This is a genomic window from Streptomyces sp. NBC_00510 (assembly GCA_036013505.1).
Taxonomy (GTDB): domain Bacteria; phylum Actinomycetota; class Actinomycetes; order Streptomycetales; family Streptomycetaceae; genus Actinacidiphila.
Genome location: CP107851.1, coordinates 2,793,304 through 2,819,075 on the forward strand (window position 1 = coordinate 2,793,304; position 25,772 = coordinate 2,819,075).

Sequence of the window (25,772 nt, forward strand, 5' to 3'; positions counted from 1 at the left end):
CCCGAGCCGGGAAGGCTCGGGGCCCCTGGCGTTCCCGGGTCAGGCCGGCAGGTCGCGCGCGATGTCCTCGGCGAGGCGCTCCAGCAGCGGCCCGGCCTCGGCCATGCAGCGCGCCGGGTCCGGCTCGAGGTCGGTCAGTGCGTACGCCCGCCGGATGCCGGCCGCGCCCAGGGCGGCGCCGGACAGCGCGAGGCGGCCGCAGACGGCGACCACGTCCACGTCCCGGGCACGGGCGGCGGCCGCGACACCGGCCGGGGCCTTGCCGTGCAGGGTCTGTTCGTCCAGCGAGCCCTCGCCCGTGATCACCAGGTCGGCCCGCTCCAGGGCCGCCGCGAAGCCGAGCATGTCCAGGAGCACCTGGACGCCGGGCCGGAAGGAGGCACGCAGGCCCACCAGCGCCCCGAACCCGACCCCGCCGGCCGCACCCGCCCCCGGGGCCTCGGCGGCCGCACCGGCCTCCAGCACCTCCGCGTAATGGGCGAGCGCCGCGTCCAGCGTGGCGACGTCCTCCTGCGTGGCACCCTTCTGGGGGCCGTAGACGGCGGCGGCGCCCTTCGGGCCGAGCAGCGGGTTGTCGACGTCGCTGGCGAGGACGACCTCGGTCGCAGCGAGCCGCGGGTCGAGGCCGGACAGGTCCGCCGAGGCCAGTCCGGCGAGCGCCGCGCCGCCCGGGCCCACCGGCTCGCCCCGGCCGTCCAGCAGGCGGGCGCCGAGCGCGACGAGCATGCCCGCGCCCCCGTCGTTGGTCGCGCTGCCGCCGACGCCGAGAACGATGGACCGCGCTCCCGCGTCGAGTACGGCCAGCAGCAGCTCACCGGTGCCGCGGGTGGTCGCCGTCAGCGGCGCGAAGACGCCGGGCGGCAGGTGCCGCAGTCCCGAGGCCTCGGCCATCTCCACCACGGCGGTGCCGTCGCGCAGCGCGTACGCGGCTGTGACCGGCTCCCCCAGCGGCCCGGTGACCTCCACCAGGCGCCGCTCGAATCCCGCGGCGACGGCGGCGTCCACCGTTCCGTCCCCGCCGTCGGCCACCGGCACGGACTCGACGACGAGATCGGGGGCGGCGCTCCGCAGCCCCGCCCCGAGCCGCTCCGCCACCTCGACGGCGGTGAGCGAGCCCTTGAACTTGTCCGCGGCGATGAGCACCCGCGCGGGCCGTGCGTCCGTCACATTGATCTCCCTTACGGCAGGTCGCGCCGCTTGGACCCTATCCCGGGGTGCCCGGGCGGTACACCGGAGCCATGGCCCTCTCTCTCGAAGACCGCATCCTGGGCGGCTGGCTCGGCCGGATCGCCGGCAACATGCTCGGCAAGCCCGTCGAGCGCGGCGACCACTGGACCCGGGAGCGCATCGACCGCTACCTGCGCCGGGCCGGGGCGCTGCCGCTGACCGACTACATCCCGGCGCTGGACCCGCCTGCGGATCCGGCGGAGTTCGAGTTGCGCCCGGAGTGGCCGCAGTGCACCCGCGGCAACATCCACGGCAGCGCGCGGGACGACGACGTCGACTACGCGATCCTCGGGCTCGACCTGCTGGAAACGTACGGCCCGGACTTCACCACCGAGCAGGTCGGCGAGCTGTGGCTGCTGCGCCTTCCCTACCTGCAGACCTTCACCGCCGAGCGGGCGGCGTACCGCAACCTCGCGAGCGGGATGAAGCCGCCGCTGACGGCCACGGCCGACAACCCGTACCAGGAGTGGATCGGGGCGCTGATCCGCGCCGACGTCCACGGCTGGACCTCCCCCGGCGACCCCCGGCGGGCCGCGTCGCTCGCCCGCCGGGACGCGGTGCTGTCCCACACGGGCAACGGGGTGTACGGCGCGATGTGGGCAGCGGCGCTGATCGCGGCTGCGTTCACCGCGCCCGACGCTCGGGCCGCGCTGGAGTCGGCGCTGCAGCACGTCCCGCCGGGCTGCCGGCTGGCCCGCACGGTGCGCCAGACCATGGCGCTGCACGCGGCGGGGCTGGACTGGGCCGGGACGATGGCGGAGCTGGACGAGGAGACCCGCGGGCTGCACTGGATCCACACCGTCCCCAACGCCGCGCTGGTCACCGCCGGGCTGCTCTACGGCGCGGGCGACTTCACCGCCACGATCGCGCTGACGGTGCGCGGCGGCCTGGACACCGACTCCGGCGGCGCGACGGCGGGTTCGGTGGCCGGGGTGTTCTGCGGCGCGGCAGCGATCCCGCCGCAGTGGACCGAGCCGCTGGAGGACCGGGTGCGCAGCGCGGTGTTCGGCTTCGACGGCGTGGCGATCAGCGAACTCGCCCGTCGCACGGCGCTGCTCGTGCCGTAGGGTCCGCGTGTGCGATACATCGTTGTGGGAGCGGGCGCGGTCGGCGCGACGATCGGCGGCCGGCTGTACGAGAGCGGTCACGAGGTCGTCCTGGTCGCGCGGGGAGCGCACCTGGAGGCGCTGCGCGAGCGGGGGCTGACACTGCGGACGCCGGACGGGACGCTGTCGCTGCCCGTCCCGGTGGCCGGCGGCCCGGAGGGGCTGACGCTGCGCGAGGACGACGTGCTGGTGCTGGCCGTGAAGACGCAGGACACGGAGGCCGCGCTCGCCGCCTGGGCCCCGGTCGCGGACCATCTGCCGCTGGTCTGCGCCCAGAACGGCGTCGCCAACGAACGCATGGCACTGCGCCGCTTCCGCGACGTGTACGGCCTGTGCGTGTGGCTGCCGTCGACCCACCTGGAGCCCGGCGAGGTGGTCGCCCCCTGCGGTCCGCTGACCGGCATCCTCCACCTGGGCCGCTACCCGCACGGAACGGACGAGCTCGCGCGGGCCGTCTCCGCGGACCTGGAGAAGTCCTCCTTCGCCGCCCCGGTCGTGGCCGACGTGATGCGCTGGAAGTACGCCAAGCTCCTGTCGAACCTCGGCAACGCCGTCGAGGCGCTCTGCGGCGGCTGGGACGACACGGCCGCCGGCCTCGTCAAGCGGGCGCGGGCCGAGGGCGCCGCGGTGCTCGACGCCGCCGGCATCCCGTACGCGGGCGAGGAGGAGCAGGCGGCGGTCCGCGGCGACCGGGTGAGCCTGCGGCCGGTCGACGGCTTCGCCCGGGGCGGCGGCTCGTCCTGGCAGAGCCTGACCCGGGGCACCGGGAGCGTCGAGGCGGACTGGCTCAACGGCGAGATCGTGCTGCTGGGACGGCTCCACGGGATACCCGTCCCGGTCAACGAGACGCTGCGCCGGCTCGCGAACCGTGCGGCACGCGACCGCCGCGCCCCCGGAAGCCTGGACCCGGCGCAGGTGGCCGCCGCCGTCGAGGGTCGCGAACCCGTAGGTTGGGGCGCGTGACGACCACCGATTTCGACGCCTACATCGACAGCCTGCCGAAGATCCTCGCCGGGGCCAGCACGCTCTTCCGCGACGCCGACGGCCGGATCCTGATCGCCGAGACCACCTACCGCCAGGACGGCAAGTGGGTGCTGCCCGGCGGCACCATCGAGTCGGCCGACGGGGAGACCCCCCGCGAGGCGGCGCGCCGGGAGACCCTGGAGGAGGTCGGTCTGGACGTCGAGCCGGGCGCCCTGCTCGCCGTCGACTGGGTGCAGTGGCCGGGCCGCCCGCCGCTGACCTCCTACCTGTACGACGGCGGGGTGCTCGACGAGGCCGCGCTCGGCGCGATCGTGCTGCAGGAGGAGGAGCTGTCCGCCTGGCGGATGGCGACGCCCGAGGAGGCCGAGGAGTACCTCTCCCCCGGCCTCTACCGCCGGGTCCGCGCCGCCCTGGCCGCACAGGCGGACGGCGCCTGCCCCGTCGAACTGGTCAACGGCCGCCCCCCGGTGGTCAGTCAGCGGCCCACCGCGTAACCCGGGATACCGCGGGGTCGGCCGCACCGGTCGCCGGGTCGCGGGCCACGGGCTGTCCGCCCGCCGCATGGCAACGCCCCAGGAGGCCGAGGAGCAGTCGCCCACCGGCCTCCACCCCGGGTCAGCGCCGCCCTGCCGCGCCGGCGGACGGCGCCTGCCCGGGCGACGGGTCAGCGCCCCACCGCGTAACCCTGCATGCCGCGGGGGTTGGCCGCGGAGGACAGCACGCCGGTCTCCGGATCGCGGGCCACCGCGCACAGACGGCCCTCGGACCAGGGGGCACCGACGGTGACGTCGTGGCCGCGGCCGCGGAGCCCGGCGATGACGGACTCCTCGAAGCGGCTCTCCACGGTGAGGCTGCCGGGCCGCATCTCCCGGGGGTGGAAGGAGCTCGGGAAGCTGTCGTTGTGCCAGTTGGGCGCGTCGATGGCGCCCTGGAGGTCGAGGCCGCCCCGGACGGGGGCGCGCAGGGCGACGCCCAGGAAGAAGTGCAGCGACCACTGGTCCTGCTGGTCGCCGCCGGGGGTGCCGAAGGCCATCACCGGCACGCCGTCGCGCAGCGCGAGCGACGGGGTGAGCGTGGTGCGCGGACGGCGTCCCGGGGTGAGGGAGTTCGGCAGCCCGGGCTCCAGCCAGGTCATCTGCAGACGGGTGCCGAGCGGGAAGCCGAGCCCCGGGACCACCGGGTTGGACTGGAGCCAGCCGCCGCTGGGGGTGGCGGCGACCATGTTGCCCCAGCGGTCGACGACGTCGAGGTGGCACGTGTCGCCGCGGGTCGCGCCGTTGTGGGCGACCGTCGGCTCGCCGACGCCCATGGCGTCGAATCCCGCTGCCGCGGCGGCGTCGTGGAGCGGAAAGTGCGGCAGCCGCGGCGTGCGGCCGCCCGGGCTGCCGGGGCGCAGCTCGTGGGAGGCCTTCGCCTGGTCGACCAGGGCGCGCCGTGCGTCGTTGTAGGCGGGTGACAGCAGTTCGGCGAGGGGGACGTCGTCCTGGGCGTCGCCGTACCAGGCCTCGCGGTCGGCCATCGCGAGCTTGGTGCCCTCGACCAGGGTGTGCACGTAGGCGGCGGAGCCGTACTCCAGGTCCTCGGGATCCGGCGGCAGCAGGGCCAGTTGCTGCAGGAAGGCCGGGCCCTGGCTCCACGGTCCGGCCTTGCAGACCGTCCAGCCGTTCCAGTCGAAGGTCACCGGGTCCTCGTGGCGTGCCTCGTACGCGACGAGGTCGTCCCCGGTCAGGGTGGAGGCGTGGCGCTCGCCCGTGGTGTCCATCGCGGGACGGGCGGCGAAGGCGGCCAGCGCCTCGCCGATGAAGCCCTCGCGCCACACCCGCCGGGCCGCCTCGATCTGCGCCTCCCGGTCGCCGCCGGCGGCCTCCGCCTCCCGAAGCAACCGCCGCCAGGTGGCGGCGAGATCGGGGTTGCGCAGCAGATCCCCCGGCCGGGGCGGGCGGCCGCCGGCCAGGTAGAGCTCGGCCGAGGTCGTCCACTCCGTCTCGAACAGCGCCTGGATGGAGCCGACCGTGGCGCCGACCGCGTCCACCGCGGGGTGGCCGTGCTCGGCGTAGCCGATGGCGTAGGAGAGCACGTCCGCGAGCGGCTTGGTGCCGTGGTCGCGCAGCAGCACCATCCAGGCGTCGAAGGCACCGGGCACGGCGGCCGCGAGCGGACCGGTGCCGGGGACGAAGTCCAGGCCCAGCGCGCGGTAGTGGTCGATGCTCGCCCCGGCCGGGGCGGGGCCCTGGCCGCAGAGCACGCGCACGGGACCGCCCGCGGGCGCGACGATGATCGGCACCTCGCCCGCGGGTCCGTTGAGGTGCGGCTCCACCACGTGCAGGACGAACCCGGCGGCCACCGCCGCGTCATAGGCGTTGCCGCCGCTCTCCAGCACGGCCATCGCCGACTGCGAGGCGAGCCAGTGCGTGGAGGAGGCCATGCCGAAGGTGCCTTGGAGGGTGGGCCGGGTCGTGAACAATTCCGTACTCCTCGCGCCGGGGGTGCACCTACACTCGCACGGTGCCCCACGAGCCCGAACACGTACCCCCTGTCTCCTCCATGGCACGGTCGCTCGCCCGGGTCCCCGGTGTGGTCGCGGTGATGCTGGGCGGCAGCCGGGCGCGCGGAACGCACCGCCCCGACTCAGACTGGGACCTCGGCGTGTACTACCGCGGCGAGCCGGACCTGGAGGCGCTCGCCACGCTCGCCGCCGAGGCGACGGGCGGACCGGTGGAGATCGCCGGCCCCGGCGGCTGGGGTCCCTGGGTGAACGGCGGGGCGTGGCTGCGCGTGGACGGCGTCCAGGTCGACTGGATCCTGCGGGACCTGGACCGGGTGGGGCGGGTGTGGGACGACTGCCTCACCGGCCGATACGAGGTGGGTGTCCAGGCCGGCCATCCGCTGGGCTTCTGGTCCCCCGTGTACGCCGGTGAGGTCGCCCTCGGCCGCGTCCTGTCCGACCCGGCGGGTGAGCTGACCGCACTGCGCGAGCGGACGCTGGTCTACCCGGAGCCGCTGCGCGAGGCCCTCGTCGGGGCCTCCTGGGAGGCGGACTTCCTGATCGTGAACGCCCGCAAGTCCGCGGGCGCCGGGGACGTCCTGCACGCCGCCCTGTGCCTTTCGCGGGCGGTCGGGGTGCTGACGCAGTCGCTCCACGCCCACCACCGCGTGTGGTGCCTCAACGAGAAGGGCGCCCTCGCCGCCGCGGGCGCCCTCCCCGACACCCCGCCCGGCTTCCGGTCCCGCGCCGAAGCGGTGCTGTCCGGCCTCGGCGACCCGGTGACGGCGGTGGAGGACGCCGCCGCCCTCGTCGCGGACGTACGCGCGGCGCTGGGCTGACCGCGGGCGGAAACGCGCGGGCCCCGGTGCCGGACGAGCGGATCAACCGATGTTGGTGTGCTGCGCCCAGTCGTTGTGGAAGGTGAATCCGCCGCTCGCCGGCGGCATCGGCGACTGGACCTCGATCCAGCACAGCGGCTCCGTGCCGAGGGCCGCGAATCCGTGCGACGCGCCGACCGGCGCGAAGACGAGGTCGCCGGCCCCGGCCAGGTCCTGCGCACCGTCGCAGAAGGACCGCGTCCGGCCGGAGATCAGGTAGTAGATCTCCTCGAACGGATGGAAGTGCTCCTTCGCGGTCTTGAGCGGGACGTTGTCCACCACGCCCGGGGTGAACTGCACGATGAACATCGCGTGGTGCCGCGCCCCGAGGAGATCGTCCACCATCATGCGGATCTGGACGTTCTGCACGTTCGCCCCGTGGTAGCCGGGCATGGAGATCGACCCGGGCGGCGCCATGTCCGTCTGATCGAAGTGACCGACGTACGGCTTGGCCGGGTCGAGTTCGTCGACGGCCACGCCCTGCGTCGGCACCCGGGTCTCGGGCGCTTCGAACACCCCCCACGTCCCCCTGCCGTCGATGGGGCGCGGCTGGGGAGCGTGCACGCGCAACATGCGCACGCGCTGATCCGTGGGGTTGCTCCACGCGTGACCGACGGCGTAGGGCACGAGGCCGAAGTCATGGGGACGCAGGGCGTACTGGTGGTCGGCCACCGCGAGCAGCGGGTTGCCCTCCAGGACGAAGAACGACTCCTCGAACGGGTGCCGGTGACCGATGACGTGGCCACCGGGCTCGAGTTCGACGATCGCGATCGACAAATGGCTGGCGCCACTGTCCGGGCCGAGGAAATGCGCCACGCTGACGCCCTTGCCCGGCTCACTCGGATGCGACTCGACGAACTCCAGGGAGTCCCCCCGGCGGATGCTCAAGGATCGGGGAGCTCGCGAGACCTCTGCTGACTGCTTCATGGTCACCTTTCCCTGCTTGGTCCAGTGGTACGAGACTGTTCACAACTGCTGTTAGTCGAGACAAAATCGCAGGTGAACGAGGGTGTGGCCGGTGGGCGAGGGGCACCCCCCGATATACGTTCGCGCCGGGCCGGCAGCCGTCCTACCCTCGGCCCATGGCCAGGCCTCTCGTAGCCGTCCTCAGTGGCGCAGGTATCTCCACCGACTCCGGCATCCCGGACTACCGCGGTCCGAACGGGCTGTGGCGGCGCGATCCGGAGGCCGAGAAGCTCGTGACGTACGAGCACTACATGGCCGATCCCGATGTGCGCCGCAGGTCGTGGCGGATGCGCGTGGAGAGCCCGACGCTGGAGGCGCGGCCCAACGCGGCGCACGACGCGATCGTCCGGCTGGAGCGGTCGGGTGTGGCGGTGCGCGTGATCACGCAGAACGTGGACGGGCTGCACCAGATGGCGGGGCTGCCCGAGCGCAAGGTGCTGGAGCTGCACGGCACGGCCCGCGCCGTCGTCTGCACGCGGTGCCACGACCGGGCGCCGATGGACGACGCGCTGGCGCGGGTCCGGGCGGGCGAGCCGGACCCGGCGTGCGGGAAGTGCGGCGGGATCCTGAAGTCGGCGACCGTCATGTTCGGGCAGCGGCTGGATCCGGTGGTGCTGGGCAACGCGATGGCCATCGCCAAGGGCTGCACGGTCTTCATCGCGGTCGGCACCAGCCTGCAGGTGCAGCCGGCCGCGTCACTCGCCGGGATCGCGGCGGAGCACGGGGCGCGGCTGGTGATCGTCAACGCCGAGCCGACGCCGTACGACGAGATCGCGGACGAGTTGGTGCGCGAGCCGATCGGGACCTCGCTGCCCGCGCTCCTGGACGGGATCGCCCGGGAGGCCGCCGCGGGCTGACGGCGGTGCCCCGGACGGATCGTCCGGGGGCACGGCTCAGGGCAGGTTCGCTGCGGCGGTCACCAGCGGTGGTGGACCTGGGCGCGGATGCGCCGGTCGTACAGGTCCCGCACGGCGTCCAGCGTGCTCTGCGGCAGCGGCGGCAGGGCGGCGGCCTCGGCGTTGGCGCGGGCCTGCTCGACGGAGCGGGCGCCGGGGATCACAGTGGTGACGCCAGGCTGCTGGATGATCCAGCGGAGCGCCGTCTGGGCCGGGGTCGCGCCCTCCTGGGAGAGGGCGGTGAACTCGGCGGCGGCCTCCAGGCCGGTCGCGTAGTCGACGCCGGAGAAGGTCTCGCCCTGGTCGAAGGACTCGCCGTGCCGGTTGTAGGTGCGGTGGTCGTCGGCCGGGAAGACCGTGTCCTTGGTGTAGCGGCCGGACAGCAGACCGGAGGCGAGGGGCACGCGGGCGATGATGCCCACCCCGGCCTCGGCGGCGGCCGGCAGGACCTGCTCCAGCGGCTTGAGGCGGAAGGCGTTGAGGATGATCTGTACGCTCGCGACGCCCGGCCGGGCGATCGCGGTCAGCGCCTCCTCGCAGGTCTCGACGCTGACGGCGTAGGCCGCGATGCGCTCCTCCTCGACGAGGGTGTCGAGGGCGTCGAAGACCGCGTCCGAGGAGTAGACGGCGGTCGGCGGGCAGTGCAGCTGCACCAGGTCGAGGGTGTCGACGCCGAGATTGGCCCGGGACCGGTCGTTCCAGGCGCGGAAGTTGTCCAGGACGTAGTTCTCGGGGACCTGGGCGACCCGGCGGCCCATCTTCGTGGCGACGAAGATCCCGGCGTCCGGGCGCTCCCGGAGGTAGCGGCCGATCAGCTGCTCGCTGCGTCCGTCGCCGTAGACGTCCGCCGTGTCGAAGAGGGTCACGCCCTCCGCCACGGCCGCGTCCAGGACGGCGAGTGCGTCCTCCTCGCGGACCTCGCCCCAGTCGGCGCCCAGCTGCCAGGTGCCGAGACCCACGACGGACACCTTGCGGCCCGTCCTGCCCAATACGCGCTGCTCCATGCCTGCGATGCTAGTCGCTGCCCCGCCGGCCGCGGCCGACGGGGCGGGCGCTACCGGCGGGCGGCCCCCTCCAGGTGGCGGCGCACGGCGCGGGCCGCGTGGTGGCCGGGCATGCCGTGGACGCCGGGGCCGGGCGGGCTGGCGGAGGAGCAGAGGAACACCCCGGGGCGCGAGGTGGTGTACGGGTTCCACTGCAATTTGGGGCGGAATGCCATCTGCAGGCCGGCGAAGGCCCCGCTGCCGATGTCGCCGCCGACGTAGTTGGCGTTGCGAGCGGCGAGTTCGGCCGGTCCGCTGACCGCCCGGGCGAGGACGAGGTCCCGGAAGCCGGGGGCGAAGCGCTCGATCTGCCGCTCGACGGCCTCGGTGGCGTCGCCGCGCCAGCCGTTGGGCACGTGCCCGTACGCCCAGAAGACGTGCTTGCCCTCGGGGGCCCGCCCGGGGTCGACGACGGTGGGCTGGGCGGTGATGAGGAACGGGGTCCGCGGCGGGCGGCCGCGCACCGCCCGGTTCAGCGCGTCGCCGATCTCGCCGAAGGTCGGCCCGATGTGCACGGTGCCGGCCCGGCGGGCCTCGGCGGCGGTCCAGGGCACGGGACCGTCCAGGGCGTAGTCGATCTTCCAGACCGCGGGTCCGTAGCGGTAGTTCCGGTACGCGTCGCCGAGCCCGGCGATGCGCGCCAGCGCGGTCGGCGAGGTGTCGAAGACGTACGCGCGCGCCGGCGGCAGCTCGTCGAGCTTGCGGACCATGACGCCGGTGTGGACGGTGCCGCCGAGCAGCCGCAGGTAGGACGCGAGGGCGTCGGCGAGCGACTGCGAGCCGCCGCGCGGGACCGGCCAGCCGACCTCGTGGCCGGAGACGGCGAACATCAGCGCCGTCGCACCGGTGAGCGGGCTGGTCAGCGGGGCGATCGCGTGGGCGGCGAGACCGGCCAGCAGCCCGCGGGCCTTCTCGTCGCGGAACAGCCGGGCGAGCACGGCCACCGGCGGCAGCCCGGTCAGTCCGAAGCTCGCGAAGCGCAGCGGGTCGCGGGGCAGTCCCCGCCACTGGGGGCGCAGGAAGTCGTGGGCGAGGGTCTTCCAGCGGCCGATGTAAGGGGCCAGGAGCCTGCGGTAGGTGCCCGCGTCGCGCGGTCCGAGCGAGGCGGCGGTCGCGCCGACGGTGCGGTCCAGCACCGCCGCGGTGCCGTCGTCGAAGGGGTGCGCGAGCGGCAGCTCGGGGTGGAGCCACCGCAGGCCGTGGTCGGCGAGCGGCATCGCGTTGAACGCGGGCGAGCCGGCGCCGAACGGGTGCACGGCCGAGCAGGGGTCGTGGTGGAAGCCCGGCAGGGTCAGTTCCTCGGTGCGCGCGCCGCCGCCGACGTGGTCGCCGGCCTCGAAGAGCTCCACGGAGTGTCCGGCGCGGGCGAGTTCGACCGCGGCGGTCAGGCCGTTGGGCCCGGCTCCGACGACGATGACGTCCGTGACGTGTGCCCTGCTCATCGGTCACCTGCCATGAGGTCGACGACCCGTCGCGCGGTCGCCTCGTCGCGCGCCACGGAGAAGGGGAAGGCGTTGCCGCCGCCGATGCGGAAGGGCACGCCCTCCGCGGTGATGCTGGCGCCGCCGGCCTCGGTGACCAGCAGCAGTCCGGCCGCGTGGTCCCAGGGCGACTCCCAGGTGAAGGCGACGGCGTCGATGGCGCCCCGGGCGACCTCCAGGTAGTCCAGCCCGGCGCAGGTGCACTGACGGGACTCGACGCCGTCGGTGCCGAGCCCCTCGAACCGGCGCCGCTCCTGTTCGTCGAGGAAGGCGAACTGCGAGGTGGCGACGGTGAGCGCGGACCCACCGGAGTCGCGGGCGGTGCGGATCGGCTCGCCGTTGAGCAGGGCGCCCCCGCCGCGCCGGGCGGTGGCCATGAGGGCCAGCCTCGGCACGTACGTCCAGGAGGCGTGGACCTCGCCGCCGCGGGCGAGTGCGACGAGCGTGGCGAACTCGGGCCTACCGGCGACGAAGTTGGCGGTGCCGTCGACGGGGTCGACGATCCACACCGGGTCGACCCCGCCGATGCGGCGCAGGATGCCCGGGTCGGCGTGCACGGCCTCCTCCCCCACCACGACCGAACCGGGCAGCAACGCCGGCAGTTCCTCGGCGAGCCGCAGCTCCGCCTCGCGGTCGGCGACGGTGACCAGGTCCCCCGGTCCGGTCTTGTGGCTGATGTCGGCTGCGCTCAGCCGGCGCCAGCGCGGCACGACCTCCGCCTCGGCGGCCGCGCGCACCGTGTCCTCGACCGCCTTGAAGAGTGCGTCATCGATCACTCCTCCATCAGACCAGATCGTCCGCGGCGCCGCGCACCCGTGGTGGCTTTGGCGGGTTCACGCCGTCCGTGCGGCGGGTCCCGCCTTCCGCATCAGGGCGCTGTACAGCACGAACGAGCTGACCAGGCCGACCGCCCAGCCGTAGTCCGCGAGCGGCTTCAGCAGCGGGATCAGGCCGTCGACGGGGAACGGGCCCTGCTTGCGGCCCTCGGCGTCGACGGTGGAGTACGAGCCGCCGACCGCCAGCAGGCCGCCCACGAAGAGGGCGAGCACCGCCCGCCAGTTCCAGCCGCGGTGGTACCAGTAGCGTCCGCCACCTGCCTCGTACAGCTCGGGCAGCGCCAAGTGGGTGCGCCGGACGCCCCAGTAGTCGGCGATGAGGACGCCGGCCACGGTGCCGAGGACACCGCCGACCACGCCCAGCCAGGTGAAGATGTACAGCTCGGGGGTGGAGGTCAGTTTCCAGGGGAAGATCAGCACCCCGACGACGCCGGTGATCAGCGCGCCGGTACGGAAGTCGACGTGCCGGGGCGCGAGGTTGGACAGGTCGTACGCCGGGGAGACCACGTTGGCCGCGATGTTGACGCTGATGGTGGCGACCAGCACCGTGACCAGGGCGTACAGCAGGCCGATGACGTTGTCGGTCTTGCCGGCCAGCTCGACCGGGTCCCAGATGGCCTCGCCGTAGACCGCCTGGGAGCCGGAGGTGACCAGCACCGACAGGACGGCGAAGAGGGTCATCGTGGTCGGCAGCCCGAGCGACTGGCCCCAGACCTGGGCGCGCTGCCCGGCCCCGAAGCGGGTGAAGTCGGGGATGTTGAGGGAGAGGGTCGACCAGAAGCCGATCATGCCCATGAGGGCGGGGAAGAAGACCTTCCAGAAGTCCCCGCCCCAGCCGAGGGCGGAGGGCTGGTCCAGCAGGTGGCCGAGGCCGCCCGCCTTGTTCGTGATCCAGACCAGCAGGACGACGGCGCCGACGAGGACGAAAGGCGCGGCCCAGTTCTCGAAGCGGCGGAGCGTCTCCATACCCCGGTAGATGATCGCGAGTTCCAGCGCCCAGAAGGCGAGGAAGCACAGCCACAGCGTCCACGGGTAGCCCGCCACGTGCGCGGCGCCCGCCCAGCCGCCCCAGATCTTGCCGAGGAGGACGAAGATGCCCTGGCCGCCGATCCAGGTCTGGATGCCGAACCAGGCGCAGGCCACGGCGGCGCGCAGCATCGCCGGGAGGTTGGCCCCGCGCACCCCGAAGGAGGAACGGGCCAGCACCGGGAAGGGGATGCCGTACTTGGGGCCCGCGTGGCCGGTGAGCAGCATCGGCGCGAGCACGATGACGTTGGCCAGGGCGATGGTGAACACCGCCTGCTTCCAGTCCATGCCGAGGGCGACCAGGCCGGAGGCGAGCGTCCACGACGGGATGTTGTGCGCCATCCCGATCCACAGCGCGGTGAAGTTGTAGGTGGTCCAGTGCCGTTGGGCGATGGGGATCGGCAGCAGGTCCTCGTTGGCGTACGGACCGTGCGGCACGGCCGCGTCGAGGCGGAGCTCGACGCGGCCGTCGGGGTGCGTGATCTGGGCGGGCGGCGTGGGGGCCGGCATGGGTGCGGTGCTCCCCCTCAGCCGCGCAGTGCGGGGATGACGGTGGAGCCGTAGGCGTCGATGGTGGATTCCCTGGCGTCGTGCATGTCGTAGACCGCGAACTGGTCGACGCCGAGGGCCTTCAGGGCGCGCAGCTTCTCGATGTGGCGCTCCGGGGTGCCCAGGAGGCAGAAGCGGTCGACGATCTCGTCGGGGACGAACGCGGTGTCGGGGTTCCCGGAACGGCCGTGGTGCGAGTAGTCGTACCCCTGACGGGCCTTGATGTAGTCGGTGAGTTCGTCGGGGACGGAGGCGGAGTGCTCGCCGTACCTGGTCACCAGGTCGGCGACGTGGTTGCCGACCATGCCGCCGAACCAGCGGCACTGGTCGCGGGCGTGGGCCAGCGCGTGCGGGGAGTCGTCCTCGGTGACGTACGCGGGGGCCGCCACGCAGACCTTCACCTGCGAGGGGTCCCGGCCGGCGGCGACCGCGGCGTCCCTGACCGACTTGACCATCCACTCGGTCAGGTACACGTCGGCGAGCTGCAGGATGAACCCGTCCGCCTTCGCCCCGGCGATCGCCAGCGCCTTCGGCCCGTACGCCGCCATCCACACCGGCAGTTCCGCCCCCTCCTTGATCCAGGGGATGCGGATGACGGTGCCGCCGAGGTCGGCCTCGCGGCCCTCGGCGAGCTCGCGGATGACGTGCATCGCCTCCTCGATGCGGGCGAGGGTGTTGGGCTTGCGGCCCGCCACTCGCATCGCCGAGTCGCCCCGGCCGATGCCGCAGATCGTCCGGTTGCCGAACATCTCGTTCAGCGTGGCGAAGGTCGAGGCGGTCACCTCCCAGGTACGGGTGCCCGGATTGGTGACCATGGAGCCGACGACCATCCGCTCCGTCCGCGCCAGGATCTGGCTGTAGATGACGAACGGCTCCTGCCACAGCACCGTGGAGTCGAACGTCCAGCCGTGGGTGAAGCCGTTGCGCTCGGCGCGCCGCATCAGCTCCACGACCCCCGACGCGGGCGGGTCCGTCTGCAGGACGAGTCCGAAGTCCATGGGTCCACGCGCCTTTCTCAGATGAGGTACTGGCAGGTTCCGCGCGGGGTGTACTGGCCGTGGCCCGCCCGTCCGACGTACTCCCGGCCGTCGATGACGGGCTCGCCGCGGGAGAGCACGGTCTCGACCCGGCCGGTGATCCGCCGGCCCTCGTAGGCCGAGTAGTCGACGTTCATGTGGTGCGTGGAGGCGGACATGACCTGCTCCGCATCGGGGTCGTAGATGACGATGTCGGCGTCCGCGCCCGGCGCGATGGTGCCCTTGCGCGGATACAGCCCGAACATCCGCGCCGGGGTCGCGCAGGCGATCTCGATCCACCGGCGCCGGCTGATGTGCCCGTCCACCACCGCCTGATGGAGCAGGTCCATCCGGTTCTCCACCCCCGGCAGACCGTTGGGGATCTTGGAGAAGTCACCCCGGCCCAGCTCCTTCTGCCCCACGAAGCAGAACGGGCAGTGGTCCGTGGACACCACCTGCAGGTCGTTGGTCCGCAGGGCCCGCCAGAGCACCGCCTGGTGCTCCCTGGGCCGCAGCGGCGTGGAACAGACGTACTTGGCGCCCTCGAAGTCCGGCTCGGCCAGGTTGTCCGTGGACAGGAACAGGTACTGCGGGCACGTCTCCCCGAACACGTTCAGCCCCTCGTCCCTGGCGAGGGCGATCTGCTCGACGGCCTGTTGCGCCGAGACGTGGACGACGTAGAGCGGGGAGCCCGCGACCTGGGCGAGCCGGATGGCACGGTGGGTCGCCTCGGCCTCGAGGAGCGCGTGGCGCACCTCGCCGTGGTAGCGGGGGTCGGTCTTGCCCGCGGCCAGCGCCTGCTCGACGAGCACGTCGATGGCGATGCCGTTCTCCGCGTGCATCATGATCAGGCCGCCGTTGTCGGCACCGCGCTGCATGGCGCGCAGGATGCGGCCGTCGTCGCTGTAGAAGACGCCGGGGTAGGCCATGAACAGCTTGAAGCTGGTGACGCCCTCCTCGACGAGGATGTCCATCTCCTTGAGGGTGTCCTCGTTCACGTCGGAGAGGATCATGTGGAAGCCGTAGTCGACGGCGCACTGGGCGTCGGCCTTGGCGTGCCAGGCGTCGAGTCCGGCGCGCAGCGACTCGCCTACCGACTGGACGGCGAAGTCCACGATCGTCGTCGTACCGCCCCAGGCGGCGGCCCGGGTGCCGGTCTCGAAGGTGTCCGAGGCGTGGGTGCCGCCGAAGGGCAGCTCCATGTGGGTGTGCGCGTCGACACCGCCCGGGATGACGTACTTCCCGGTCGCGTTGATGACGCGGTCGGCGGACGCGGTCCAGCCCTGCGCCGCGTCGGAGTCGTGCGACGCGAGGGCGGCGACCCTGCCCCTCTCGACGAGGACGTCGGCGTGGACCTCCTCCGCGGCGGTGACGACCAGTCCGCCCCGGATGACGATGCGGCTCATGCTCCCACTCCTTCCACTGGCTGAGGGCGGGGTCCCCGGAAACCTCGATGCCATGTCGGAAAGGCTCTACGCACGTAGACCCCGCCATGGTGGAAAACGTATGACCGGTCACCCACGGTGGCAATACCGCTGCTCTCCATCGGCGGGGGCGCCCGCTCCTCCTCCGCACCCCCGTACGGCGAACGCTCACAATATGCCATGAACCGGGCGTGTTGGTCTGTAGGTGACGAGGTGCGAAATCGCGTTGCCCCGGCCGCGGCGGCACGGCGACGATGGGCGGATGGAGGATCCCGCATGCGGCTGAGGCTGCGTCACTTCCGCCCGCGCGCCGGCCCGGTGGAGCACCGCGTCGCGCAGCCGTGGCATCCCCGCGCCACACGGCGCTCACCGACCCCGCCGCGTACGGCTTCCCCGTCGGCGACCACGCCGGGCTCTCGACACCGGCCGGACCGTTCTCCCTCGCGGTCCACGTCCCGCCGCGCGGCGGCCGCGTCGACCTCGTCCTGGTCCGCCACTCGCCGGGCCTGCGGGTGAGCCGGTGCCTCCGGCTGCGCCACCGGCTGACGGGCGGGGTGCCGCTGACGGCCCGCACGGACGAGGCGCGCACGGCGCGCGACGCCGACGCATGGTGGCAGCCGTTCGGTCACGCGGACTCCCGCGACCGGCTGCGGCCGGTCGGCCACGCGCGGACGCTGTTCCTCGTCGGCGGCCGCGGCACGTTTTCCTTCGCCGCCACGCAGTTGGCGTGGGCGGCCGGCCAGGGGCCACGTCAGAAGGGCGTGCTGAACGGGCACATGGCCCTGGTCGAGCAGTTCGCCCCGCCGCTGGAGCCCGGAGGCCGGCGACGCGGGCCAGAGCTCGACGTCGCCTTCAAGGCGTACCCGCCGTGCGCCCACTTCCGCAGACCGGGCCGTCCGCGACGCCGGGCCGACGCCCCGTCGCCCTCGCCCGCCTCCGCACCGCCGGTGGGGCGCCCATGAGGCTCGCGACGTTCAACGTGCTGCACGGCCTGCCGATCAGGGACGGCAGACCGGCCCCCTTCCCCGGCGGTGCCGCCGCCGGGGAGCCGCTCGCCCGCGCCGTCGCGTCCCTGGACGCCGACGTCCTCGCGCTGCAGGAGCTCGACCGCTTCCAGGAACGGTCCGGCCGGGTCGACCAGGCCGCGGCCGCCGCCGCGGCGTCGGGCGCCCGGGACTGGCGCTACGCGTCGGCGGTCCACGGGCGCTCGGTACCGGGCACCGGGTGGGTGCCCGATCCGGCCGTGCCCGGGATGCGGGTGTACGGGCCCAAGGACGCGGACCGGGGCGAGGGTCCGCCGTCCCACGGGATCGCCCTGGTCACCCGGCTCCCCGTACGGGAATGGCGGGCCCGGCGGCTGTCCCCCTCGCCCGTGGGCATGCCCCTGCGGGTGCCCGGGCTCGCCGGACTCCGGATGATGGCCGACCAGCCGCGCTGCGCGCTGGCCGCCGTCCTGGAGGGCGCGCGCGGCCCGTTCACGGTGGTCGCCGTGCACCTGTCGTTCGTCCCCGGCTGGAACGTGGGCCAGTTGACCGCGGTCCGCCGCTGGATCGCCGGCCTGCCCCGGCCCCATCTGCTGCTGGGCGACCTCAACCTGGTGGGCCCGGTGCCGCCGATGGCGTTGGGCGGGGCCTGGCGGGCGCTGGCCCGTACGCGTACCTACCCCTCGCACCGTCCCGTGGTGCAGTTCGACCACGTGCTGGCGGCAGGGGTCGGGCGGGCCGCCGTGCGCTCCGCGTGGGCGCCGGCCGTGCCGGTCTCCGACCACCGGCCGCTCGTCGTCGACCTGGAGCTCTGACCGCGGCGGCGCGGGCCGGGGCCCGCGGCCCCGGCCTTGTGACGTACCGTCAGGCCGGGCCGTCGCCCAGCTCGCTCTGCGCCTGCTTGAGCGCGGACTCCAGGATCGAGGCGCCTTCCTCCGCCTCGGCGACGGTCAGCGAGAGCGGCGGCGCGATGCGCAGCGCGTCGCCGGCCCGACCACCCTTGCCGATCAGCAGGCCCCCCTCGCGGGCCGCTTCGAGGACCACGCCCGCCGCGGCCGACGAGGCCAGTTCGACGCCGAGCATGAGCCCGCGGCCGCGCACCTCCCGGACCACCGGGAGCCCGGCGGAGATGGCCTCCAGCCGCGACTTGAGCAGGCCGCCCACGCGCCGGGCGTTGCCCTGCAGGTCGTGGTCGAGGAGGTACTGGAGGTTGGCCAGCGCGCCGGCCGTGGTGATGGGGCTGCCGCCGAACGTGGAGATGGAGTTGGCGGTGAGGCAGTTCATCACCTCGGCGCGGGCGACGACGCCTCCCATGGACAGGCCGTTGCCGACGCCCTTGGCGAAGGTCAGGACGTCCGGCGGGCCGGAGCCCTCGTGGGCCTGCCAGCCCCAGAAGTGCTCACCGGTGCGGCCCCAGCCGGTCTGCACCTCGTCGGTGATCCAGAGGATGCCGTGCCGGTCGAGGACCTCCTTGAAGGCCGCCAGCAGCCCGTCCGGGCCCGAGGTGAAGCCCCCGACGCCCTGGATCGGCTCGGCGATCAGGGCGGCGACCTGGCCGTTGGCCTGGCCGAGCATGTCCTCCAGGTCCGCCACGCACGCGGCCGTGAACTCGGCGTCGGACAGGTGCGCGTACGGGCCGCGGTGCCGGACGCCGCCGTGCACGTACAGCGTCTGCAGCGGCGACAGGCTCGTCGGCGACCAGGAGGTGTTGCCGGTGATGCCGATCGCCGAGAAGGAGCGGCCGTGGTAGCTGTTGCGCAGCGCCAGGATCTGGTTGGACCTGCGGTACGTGGTGGCGAGCAGCAGCGCGGTGTCGTTCGCCTCCGTGCCGGAGGTGGTGAAGAAGACCCGGGCGTCCGGGATGCCCGACAGGCGGGCGATGCGCTCGGCGAGGTCGACCGCCTGGGAGCTCAGGTAGAGCGTGGAGGAGTGCAGGATCCTCCCGGCCTGCTCGCGGACCGCGGCGGTGACCTCGGGCAGGGCGTGCGCGGTCATGGTGGTGAGGATGCCGCCGAAGAAGTCCAGGTACTGCCGGCCCTCGGCGTCCCAGACGTGGCGACCCTCGCCGTGGGTGATCTCGATCGGCTCCCGGTAGTACGTCGCCAGCCACTGCGGCATCACGGCCTGGTGGCGGGAGTGGAGCGCGGCGTGCGGGTTCTCGGTGATGGTCATGGACGTGTTCACGCCTCCGTCAGGGTGCCGTAGGCGTCAGGGCGGCGGTCCCGGTAGAAGGCCCACTGCTGGCGCACCGCGGGGATCAGGTCGAGGTCCAGGTCGCGCACGATCAGTTGCTCCTCCTTGTCGGAGGCGACGTCGCCCACGAACTGGCCGCGCGGGTCGACGAAGTAGGACGTGCCGTAGAAGTCGTTGTCGCCGTAGTCCGGTTCCTGTCCGACCCGGTTGATGGCGGCGACGAAGTACTCGTTGGCGACGGCCGCGGCCGGCTGCTCCAGCTGCCACAGGTACGAGGAGAGCCCGCGGTGCGTCGCCGAGGGGTTGTAGACCAGTTGCGCGCCGGCGAGGCCGAGTGCCCGCCAGCCCTCGGGGAAGTGGCGGTCATAGCAGATGTAGACGCCGACCTTGCCGACGGCCGTGTCGAAGACCGGCCAGCCCAGGTTGCCGGGCTTGAAGTAGTACTTCTCCCAGAAGCCCTTGACCTGCGGGATGTGGTGCTTGCGGTACTTGCCGAGGTAGCTGCCGTCGGCGTCGATCACGGCGGCGGTGTTGTAGTAGAAGCCGTCCTGCTCGATCTCGTAGACCGGCACCACCATCACCATGCCCGTCTCCCGGGCGAGCGCCTGCATGCGCTGCACGGTCGGGCCGTCCGGCACCCGCTCGGCCCACCGGTAGTTCTCGGCCTCCTGCACCTGGCAGAAGTACGGGGAGTTGAACACCTCCTGGAAGCCGATCACCTGGGCGCCCCTCGCGGCCGCCTCGCGGGCGTGCTCCTCGTGCTTCGCGATCATCGACTCGGTGTCACCGGTCCACGTCGCCTGGACGAGCGCGGCGCGTACGACATTGGGCATGACAGCTCCTTTGACGCGAGGTCACGCCGGAACGGCGGGCAGGTCTACGCACGTAGATCCGGCGCTGGGACGAACGTAAGAGCCCACAGCCCACTGTGGCAATACCGGCGCCGTTACTCAACGAAGCCGATCAGATTTCGCGGCCGGGCAGACCCGCTCGGCGCAGTGCGGCGGCCACGTCGCGGCGCTTGGACACCGACACCAGACCCGCCGCGTCCAGGAGCGGGCCGACGAGCCCGGCGCCCTCGTGGGCGATGCCGGCCGCCGCCTCCGGGCTGCGGGCGCGCACGAGGGCGACCAGCAGGCTCAGCGCCGCGTCCCGGTGGCCGGCGTCGAGGAGGGCCCCGGCGGTCGCGGCGATCTCGGCGGCGGGCCGGGCGGCCGCCTGGTGCAGCAGGGTCCGGCAGTCGTCACCGCGGCCGGCCGAGTCCAGGGCGGTCGCGGCGGCCGCCAGACGGTGCGGGGGCTGCGCGGCCAGCTCCCACAGCAGGGTGGCCACGTCGGCGGCCAGTCCCGAGCGCTCCAGCGCGGCCGCGAGCTCGGGGGCGTCCTCGGGCGGGCCGGCTACGGCCTCACTCATCAGCACGTACGCCTCGCCGGTGCGGCCGGTGCGGCGCAGCTCCGCCATGCGCGCCGCGGTCGCCCGCGCGGCCTCCCTGCGGACGTGCGCCTCCCGGACGTCGATGTGCCCGTGCGCGGCCTCGCGGGCGTGGGGGGTGTCATGGCCCGCCGCGCCGGCGAAGCGTGCCCCGCGGGGGCCAGGGGCGGCATCGTCCTGCGGAGCCGCCCCGACGGGCGGCACGACCACCTCGGCCTCGGGCGCCCCGGCGAAGCGGGCCCCGCCGTACCGTGCTCCGCCGCGGGGGCGTTCCTTGCGCCCACGCCCGGAGGGCCGGTGGTCCGTCCGGGCCTGCGCGGGGGCGCCGTCGCCGGGTGCGGGTGCGGCGGCCGGGCCGGCGTCGGCCGGGGGCGCGGCCGGGGCGCGGGGCGGCGGCACCCGGGGCGTCCGGTCCGCCTCCGGGCGGAACCACCCGTCGGGCACGGCGGGGCGGGAGCGGACCGCGTCGAGGCGCGCCTGCACCTCCGCGCAGCGCGCGACGGCCCGTTCGCGGTCGTCGCGGGCCCAGGCAAGCTCGTTGCCCAGGCGCTCCGCCTCGGCATGGGTGGGGGCGCCGCGCAGCGCGGCGGCGACGTCACGCTCGTGCAGCACCGCGTACTGGCGTTCCCGGAGTAAGACGTCCAGCCGTGAACTCAGCGCCGCCTCGCCGCCCGGCACGGCGTCGTGGGCGGCGACGGCGGCGGCATGCAGCCTGCGGGCGCGCTCGGCCGCCTCCTGCGCCGGGTGGGTACCACGGGCGGTGGCGACGTCCTGGAGGAGGGCGAGGACGACGTCCCACGGCGGGACGTCGGTGCCGTCGAGCCAGGCCCGCACGCCGTCGGGATCACGTTCGGCGAAGACCGCGTACCAGCCGGGCGTGTCGCCCGCCGCGCCGACGAGCCCCCGGAGGTACCCGGCGAACTCGCCGACCTGCTCGATGACCTGGCTGTGCGCCCCGCGCTCCACTGTCGCTCCTCCCTGTCCGCCGCCTGGCGGCGGAAGCGTGTGGTCCGCACGGCATTCGACACCCGCTGTGTTACGGGGGTGCTACGGAGAGTTTTCACGGAAGGGGCAGAGGCTGCACGAGCGCCCGGGCCCCGCGCGGAGGCACGGCGGCGCGCCCCCCGGCCGGGGGCGCCACCAAGGCGTCGCCGGTCCTCAGGACCCGGCCGACTCCGGATGGTGACGGCGGTAATGGCGCGCGACACGGGCCCGGTTGCCGCAGGGCGGCTTGCACCACTCCTGACGGCCGTGGGACTTGACGAAGTACCGGACGCACCGGGGCGCGGTGCAGGCACGCAGCCGTTCCCGCTCGGGTCCGGCCAGGAAGTCGACGGCCGCGCGGGCCAGTTCGGCGACGATCCGGGCGGCGGGGTCATCGCACTCCGCCGCGGGCACGAGACGGGCCACGGGAGCCTCCTCCACCTCCCACACGAGCCGGGGGACGACGGGGACCCGCGCCGCGGCGGCGTTGAGGTGCGCGAGGGCCTCCTCCGCGGGCATCAGACGCCCTGCGTCGGCCGAGCTGGACGGCCCGGGCGCCACGGCGCGGGCGAACAGCGCCCGGACGGCGCGGCGGAGGGCGAGGACGTCGGCGAGGGCGGCGTCGTCGGCGGTGAAGCCGTCGGGCCCGGGAAGGTGTTCGCGGGCCCACGCCGTCAGCGCGGACGGGTCGCCGAGGTCGTCGGCGACCCCTCCGTCGCCGTCGTGCCGGATGGTGCTCACCAGTTCCAGGGCCAGGTAGCGCTCCACAGCGCCCCTCCTCTTGATCGTCCGCCGGTCGCACCCTACCGTTCTAATGTTAGGACTCGGATTAAGCATTAAGCCTGGAGGGGAACGGCCCATGCTGCTGCTGGCTCACATCAGCGACCTGCATCTCGACGGCACCGAACGCTCGACGGAGCGCGCCACCCGCGTCATGGCCTACCTGCGCGGGCTGCCCCGGCCGCCGGACGCGCTGCTGGTCACCGGGGACATCGCCGACCACGGCGCCCCCGGCGAGTACGAGGAGGCGGCCCGGATCCTGGAAGCACCCTTCCCGGTGTTCCCCTGCCCGGGCAACCACGACCGGCGGGCCGCCTACCGCAAGGCGCTGCTGGGCGAGGCCGGGGCGGCGGGACCGGTGAACCGGGCGCACCTCGTCGCCGGGACCGCGGTGCTGATGTGCGACTCGACGATCCCGGAGGAGGACGACGGCCTCCTGGACGAGGAGACCCTGCGGTGGCTGTCGGCGACGCTGGACGGGCTGGTCCCCGGTACACCCGCGCTGGTGGCCTTCCACCACCCGCCCGTCGCGCTCCACCATCCGCTGCCCGACGGCTACCGGCTGGGCGGGCCCGGGGCACTGGAGGAACTGCTGGCCGCGCACCCCGAAGTGATCGCCGTCCTTACCGGGCACGCGCACACGCCCGCCGCCACCACCTTCGCCGGGCGGCCGCTGATCGCCGCGCCCGGGGTGACGTGGACGCTGCGCATGCCGTGGGAGGGCGAACAGGACGGCTCGGTCGCCGACCGTTCGGCGCCGCCCGGCGTCGCCTTCCACGTGCTGGACGACGAGCGGCGCCTGACGACCCACTACCGCGTGGTGCTCTGAACCACCATCGCCGAGCCGCCGCCGCGGCGCACCGTCTCGGCGGCGGCGAGCCAGCGGCCGTCCGGCAGCCGCTGGACGCCCGTCGTCGCACCGATCTCACCCGCGTCGGCGAAGCTGTGCCCGATGTCCTTCAGCTCCGCCGCCACGTCGCTCGCGAGGAAGGCCGGCTCGACCTGCGTGGTCGCGGCGTTGCGCTGGCTGGCGCGCGGCGCGGCGATCGCGTCCACCAGCGGCATCCCGCGGTCGACGTGCTCGGTCAGCACCTGCAGCACGGTGGTGATGATCGTGGCGCCGCCGGGCGAGCCGAGCGCGAAGTCGACGCGGCCGTCCTTCAGCACGATCGTCGGCGACATCGAGGAGCGCGGCCGCTTCCCGGGGCCCGGCAGGTTGGGGTCGTGCACCGAGGCGCTCGCCGGGACGAACGAGAAGTCGGTCAGCTCGTTGTTGAGCAGGAAACCGCGCCCGGGGACGGTGATGGCGCTGCCACCGGTCTGCTCGATGGTCAGCGTGTACGCGACGACGTTGCCCCATTTGTCGGCGACCGTGAGGTGCGTGGTGTTCTCGCCCTCGTACGTCGTCGGGGCGGCCTTGCCGCCGCGGTCGCAGCGCGCCGGGTGGGCCGGGTCGCCCGGGGCGACCGGGCTGGTCAGTACCGCGTCGTCCTTGATCAGGCAGGCCCGGGAGTCCGCGAACGACTGCGACAGCAGTCCCGCGGTCGGGACCTTCTCGAAGGCCGGGTCGCCGACCCAGCGGCCGCGGTCGGCGAAGGAGATCCGGCTCGCCTCGAGGAAGCGGTGCAGGTACTGGGCATCGGAGAGCCGGGAGAGCCTGCCGGTCCGCTCCAGGATGTTCAGCGCCTCGCCGACGGTGGTGCCGCCGGAGGAGGAGGGCGCCATGCCGTAGACGTCCAGGCCGCGGTAGGAGACCCGGGTCGGGTTCTGCGGCTTGGCCTTGTAGGCCTTCAGGTCCGCCGTCGTGAGGTCGCCGGGGCGGACGACCCGCGTCGCGGCCGGGTCCACCGGCGGCTTGCGCACGGTGTTCACGATGTCGGCGCCTATGCCGCCGCTGTAGACGGCGGAGACGCCTTTGCGGCCCAGCTCGTCGTAGGTGCGGGCGAGGTCGGGGTTCTTGAGCGTGGAGCCCACCGCGGGCGGCTGCCCGCCGGGCAGGAAGAGCGCGGCGGTGGCCGGGAAGTCCTTGAAGCGCGCCTGGTTGGCTTCCGTCTGGCTGCGGAAGGTGGCGTCCACGGTGAACCCGTCGTGCGCGAGGCGCTCGGCGGGTCGCAGCACGTCACCCAGGCTGCGGCTGCCCCAGGATCTCAGGGCGGTGTCCCAGGTCGCGGGGGTACCGGGGACGCCGACGCCCAGACCGCTGGTGACGGCGTCGTTGAAGGGCAGCGGCTGGCCGTTCTCGACGAAGAGCTTGTCGGTGGCGCTCTTGGGGGCCGTCTCGCGGCCGTCGATGGTGTGGACCTTGCGCTGCCTCGCGTCGTAGTAGACGAAGTAACCGCCGCCGCCGATGCCCGAGGAGTACGGCTCGGTGACGCCCAGGGCGGCCGCGGTGGCGACCGCGGCGTCCACGGCGTTCCCTCCGCGCCGCAGCACCTCGATGCCGGCGGCGGAGGCGTCGGCGTCGACGCTGGAGACCGCGCCCCCGTAGCCGACGGCGAGCGGGACCTTGGCGGGCGTGGCGTCCCGGGCCCGGGCGTCCGCCCCCGGCGGGGCCGCGGCCACCGACAGCGCGGCGGTGGCGGTTACGGCGAGCAGCGACAGACTCCGTACAGCGTGACGACGCATACGTGGACCTCCACTGGGGCGACCGTCCGGGCAGCCTAACCCCACCCTGCCTTCCTCGTCAGGAACGCCTCAACTACGATCCCGGCCCATGAGCGACGACGTGCGCAACTTCGTCCTGGGACTGGCCGCGAGCGGTATCAGCGCCGCGCTGGGCTGGTTCGTCCGCACGTACCTGTGGCGGCGCAAGCTGCGGCGCAAACAGCGCTTCTTCGGGCTGCCCACCGGCTCGGAGTGCCTGCTGGTGATCAACCGCGATCCGGGCTCGACTCGGGGATGGAGCGTGGCGCGCCATGACGTCTTCGCGCTGATCGAACTGTCAGCGCTGATCAAGGAGTGCGGGGCGCACGCCGAGATCCTGCCCCACGACACCGCCTGGCAGGGCTTCGGCGCGCGCACCGAGTTCTGCGTCGGCGGTCCGATATCCAACCACCGCATGGCGGCGCACCTGCGCTCCATGCTGCCCGGTTTCCAGGTCAACGACTTCACCGGGCCCGTCGAGGACCAGGGCGCGCTGACCGTGGGCGGCGAGACCTACCGCATGGAGAAGGGCAAGGTGGAGTACGTCTTCCTGGCCCGGCTGGCCGCCGACGAGAACACCGGGAACAACCGCCCGGTCTTCCTCGCCTCCGGCCAGCGCGGGGTGACCAACCAGGCCGCCGTGCGCTACCTCGCCCGCCACTACCAGCGACTGTCCCGCAAGTACGGGGTGGACGGCACCTTCTGCCTGCTGCTGAAGGTCGTCAACTCCGACGCCTACGGACCCGACGTGGTGGAGGTCGTCGCCGACGTCACCCGCGAGGCCAAGACCCCCGCCAGCCGGCCGGTGACCGTCACCGCGGAGTGACGGCCCGGGACCGGG

General features: G+C 73.8%; 22 protein-coding genes and 1 pseudogene. 9 read left to right on the forward strand and 14 right to left on the reverse strand.

Annotated elements, in window-relative coordinates; translation table 11 throughout:
• Positions 1-39 precede the first annotated feature (39 nt).
• Entirely contained in the window at positions 40-1,143 is a 1,104-nt protein-coding gene (locus OG937_12270) for a glycerate kinase (protein ID WUD78719.1), read from the reverse strand.
• A gap of 95 nt (positions 1,144-1,238) precedes the next feature.
• Between OG937_12270 and OG937_12275 the strand changes: the two genes are divergently transcribed.
• Genes OG937_12275 through OG937_12285 form a run of 3 tightly spaced genes read left to right on the forward strand, consistent with a single transcriptional unit; the run spans position 1,239 to position 3,811 of the window.
• Entirely contained in the window at positions 1,239-2,294 is a 1,056-nt protein-coding gene (locus OG937_12275) for an ADP-ribosylglycohydrolase family protein (protein ID WUD72399.1), read from the forward strand.
• 9 nt (positions 2,295-2,303) lie between these two features.
• The gene (locus OG937_12280; GenBank protein WUD72400.1) at positions 2,304-3,296 is read left to right on the forward strand and encodes an NAD(P)-binding domain-containing protein; all 993 of its coding nucleotides are present in this window, start codon (positions 2,304-2,306) and stop codon (positions 3,294-3,296) included.
• Positions 3,293-3,811 (forward strand): NUDIX hydrolase, encoded by a 519-nt coding sequence (locus OG937_12285; protein ID WUD72401.1) that lies wholly within the window; start codon positions 3,293-3,295, stop codon positions 3,809-3,811. The genes OG937_12280 and OG937_12285 overlap by 4 nt, the downstream gene beginning before the upstream one ends.
• A 170-nt stretch (positions 3,812-3,981) precedes the next feature.
• On the opposite strand, the gene OG937_12290 is transcribed toward OG937_12285, so the two are convergent.
• Positions 3,982-5,781, reverse strand: coding sequence for a gamma-glutamyltransferase (locus OG937_12290; protein ID WUD72402.1), 1,800 nt, complete (start codon positions 5,779-5,781; stop codon positions 3,982-3,984).
• Between the two features lie 80 nt (positions 5,782-5,861).
• Between OG937_12290 and OG937_12295 the strand changes: the two genes are divergently transcribed.
• Positions 5,862-6,641 carry a nucleotidyltransferase domain-containing protein gene (locus OG937_12295; GenBank protein ID WUD78720.1) on the forward strand — a complete coding sequence of 260 codons (780 nt, stop codon included), beginning with the start codon at positions 5,862-5,864 and terminating at the stop codon, positions 6,639-6,641.
• Positions 6,642-6,683: 42 nt separating this feature from the next.
• Here the strand turns inward: OG937_12295 and OG937_12300 are convergent, their stop codons facing one another.
• On the reverse strand, positions 6,684-7,568 hold the full coding sequence (locus OG937_12300; protein WUD72403.1) for a cupin domain-containing protein: 885 nt from the start codon (positions 7,566-7,568) through the stop codon (positions 6,684-6,686).
• Positions 7,569-7,762: 194 nt separating this feature from the next.
• On the opposite strand from OG937_12300, the gene OG937_12305 reads away from it, so the two are divergent.
• Positions 7,763-8,503: an NAD-dependent deacetylase gene (locus tag OG937_12305; protein WUD72404.1), complete on the forward strand. Its 741-nt coding sequence runs from the start codon at positions 7,763-7,765 to the stop codon at positions 8,501-8,503.
• Positions 8,504-8,562: 59 nt separating this feature from the next.
• Here OG937_12305 and OG937_12310 read toward each other — a convergent pair whose 3' ends face one another.
• From OG937_12310 to hydA, 6 genes are read right to left on the reverse strand one after another with little or no spacing between them, the layout of a single operon-like run.
• Positions 8,563-9,546: an aldo/keto reductase gene (locus tag OG937_12310; protein WUD72405.1), complete on the reverse strand. Its 984-nt coding sequence runs from the start codon at positions 9,544-9,546 to the stop codon at positions 8,563-8,565.
• A gap of 50 nt (positions 9,547-9,596) precedes the next feature.
• Positions 9,597-11,027 (reverse strand): NAD(P)/FAD-dependent oxidoreductase, encoded by a 1,431-nt coding sequence (locus OG937_12315; protein ID WUD72406.1) that lies wholly within the window; start codon positions 11,025-11,027, stop codon positions 9,597-9,599.
• Positions 11,024-11,842, reverse strand: a complete 819-nt coding sequence (locus OG937_12320) for an inositol monophosphatase (protein ID WUD72407.1) — start codon at positions 11,840-11,842, stop codon at positions 11,024-11,026. Before OG937_12320 ends, OG937_12315 begins: the two co-directional genes overlap by 4 nt.
• 57 nt (positions 11,843-11,899) lie before the next feature.
• Positions 11,900-13,438, reverse strand: a complete 1,539-nt coding sequence (locus OG937_12325) for an NCS1 family nucleobase:cation symporter-1 (GenBank protein ID WUD72408.1) — start codon at positions 13,436-13,438, stop codon at positions 11,900-11,902.
• Positions 13,439-13,455: 17 nt separating this feature from the next.
• Positions 13,456-14,475, reverse strand: a complete 1,020-nt coding sequence (locus tag OG937_12330) for a TIGR03842 family LLM class F420-dependent oxidoreductase (GenBank protein ID WUD72409.1) — start codon at positions 14,473-14,475, stop codon at positions 13,456-13,458.
• 17 nt (positions 14,476-14,492) lie between these two features.
• A complete protein-coding gene (hydA, locus tag OG937_12335; protein WUD72410.1) occupies positions 14,493-15,899 on the reverse strand; it encodes a dihydropyrimidinase in 1,407 nt (468 codons plus the stop codon).
• Positions 15,900-16,193: 294 nt separating this feature from the next.
• On the opposite strand from hydA, the pseudogene OG937_12340 reads away from it, so the two are divergent.
• Together OG937_12340 and OG937_12345 are read left to right on the forward strand one after the other, a co-directional pair.
• Positions 16,194-16,879, forward strand: a pseudogene (locus tag OG937_12340) (hypothetical protein).
• Entirely contained in the window at positions 16,876-17,715 is an 840-nt protein-coding gene (locus tag OG937_12345) for an endonuclease/exonuclease/phosphatase family protein (GenBank protein WUD72411.1), read from the forward strand. Before OG937_12340 ends, OG937_12345 begins: the two are co-directional and overlap by 4 nt.
• A 49-nt stretch (positions 17,716-17,764) precedes the next feature.
• On the opposite strand, the gene OG937_12350 is transcribed toward OG937_12345, so the two are convergent.
• The 4 genes from OG937_12350 to OG937_12365 all read right to left on the reverse strand — a co-directional run bounded on the left by OG937_12350 (position 17,765) and on the right by OG937_12365 (position 22,276).
• Complete coding sequence (locus OG937_12350; GenBank protein WUD72412.1) at positions 17,765-19,072, reverse strand: aspartate aminotransferase family protein; 1,308 nt, start codon at positions 19,070-19,072, stop codon at positions 17,765-17,767.
• Between the two features lie 8 nt (positions 19,073-19,080).
• A complete protein-coding gene (locus OG937_12355) occupies positions 19,081-19,926 on the reverse strand; it encodes an acyltransferase (GenBank protein WUD72413.1) in 846 nt (281 codons plus the stop codon).
• A 130-nt stretch (positions 19,927-20,056) separates the two neighbouring features.
• On the reverse strand, positions 20,057-21,490 hold the full coding sequence (locus tag OG937_12360; GenBank protein ID WUD72414.1) for a hypothetical protein: 1,434 nt from the start codon (positions 21,488-21,490) through the stop codon (positions 20,057-20,059).
• A gap of 192 nt (positions 21,491-21,682) precedes the next feature.
• Positions 21,683-22,276 carry a CGNR zinc finger domain-containing protein gene (locus OG937_12365; protein ID WUD72415.1) on the reverse strand — a complete coding sequence of 198 codons (594 nt, stop codon included), beginning with the start codon at positions 22,274-22,276 and terminating at the stop codon, positions 21,683-21,685.
• 91 nt (positions 22,277-22,367) lie between these two features.
• On the opposite strand from OG937_12365, the gene OG937_12370 reads away from it, so the two are divergent.
• Entirely contained in the window at positions 22,368-23,117 is a 750-nt protein-coding gene (locus OG937_12370; protein WUD72416.1) for a metallophosphoesterase, read from the forward strand.
• On the opposite strand, the gene ggt is transcribed toward OG937_12370, so the two are convergent.
• Positions 23,099-24,913 carry a gamma-glutamyltransferase gene (gene ggt, locus OG937_12375; protein ID WUD72417.1) on the reverse strand — a complete coding sequence of 605 codons (1,815 nt, stop codon included), beginning with the start codon at positions 24,911-24,913 and terminating at the stop codon, positions 23,099-23,101. The genes OG937_12370 and ggt overlap by 19 nt on opposite strands.
• 88 nt (positions 24,914-25,001) lie before the next feature.
• On the opposite strand from ggt, the gene OG937_12380 reads away from it, so the two are divergent.
• Positions 25,002-25,757: a hypothetical protein gene (locus OG937_12380; GenBank protein ID WUD72418.1), complete on the forward strand. Its 756-nt coding sequence runs from the start codon at positions 25,002-25,004 to the stop codon at positions 25,755-25,757.
• Positions 25,758-25,772: the final 15 nt, after the last annotated feature.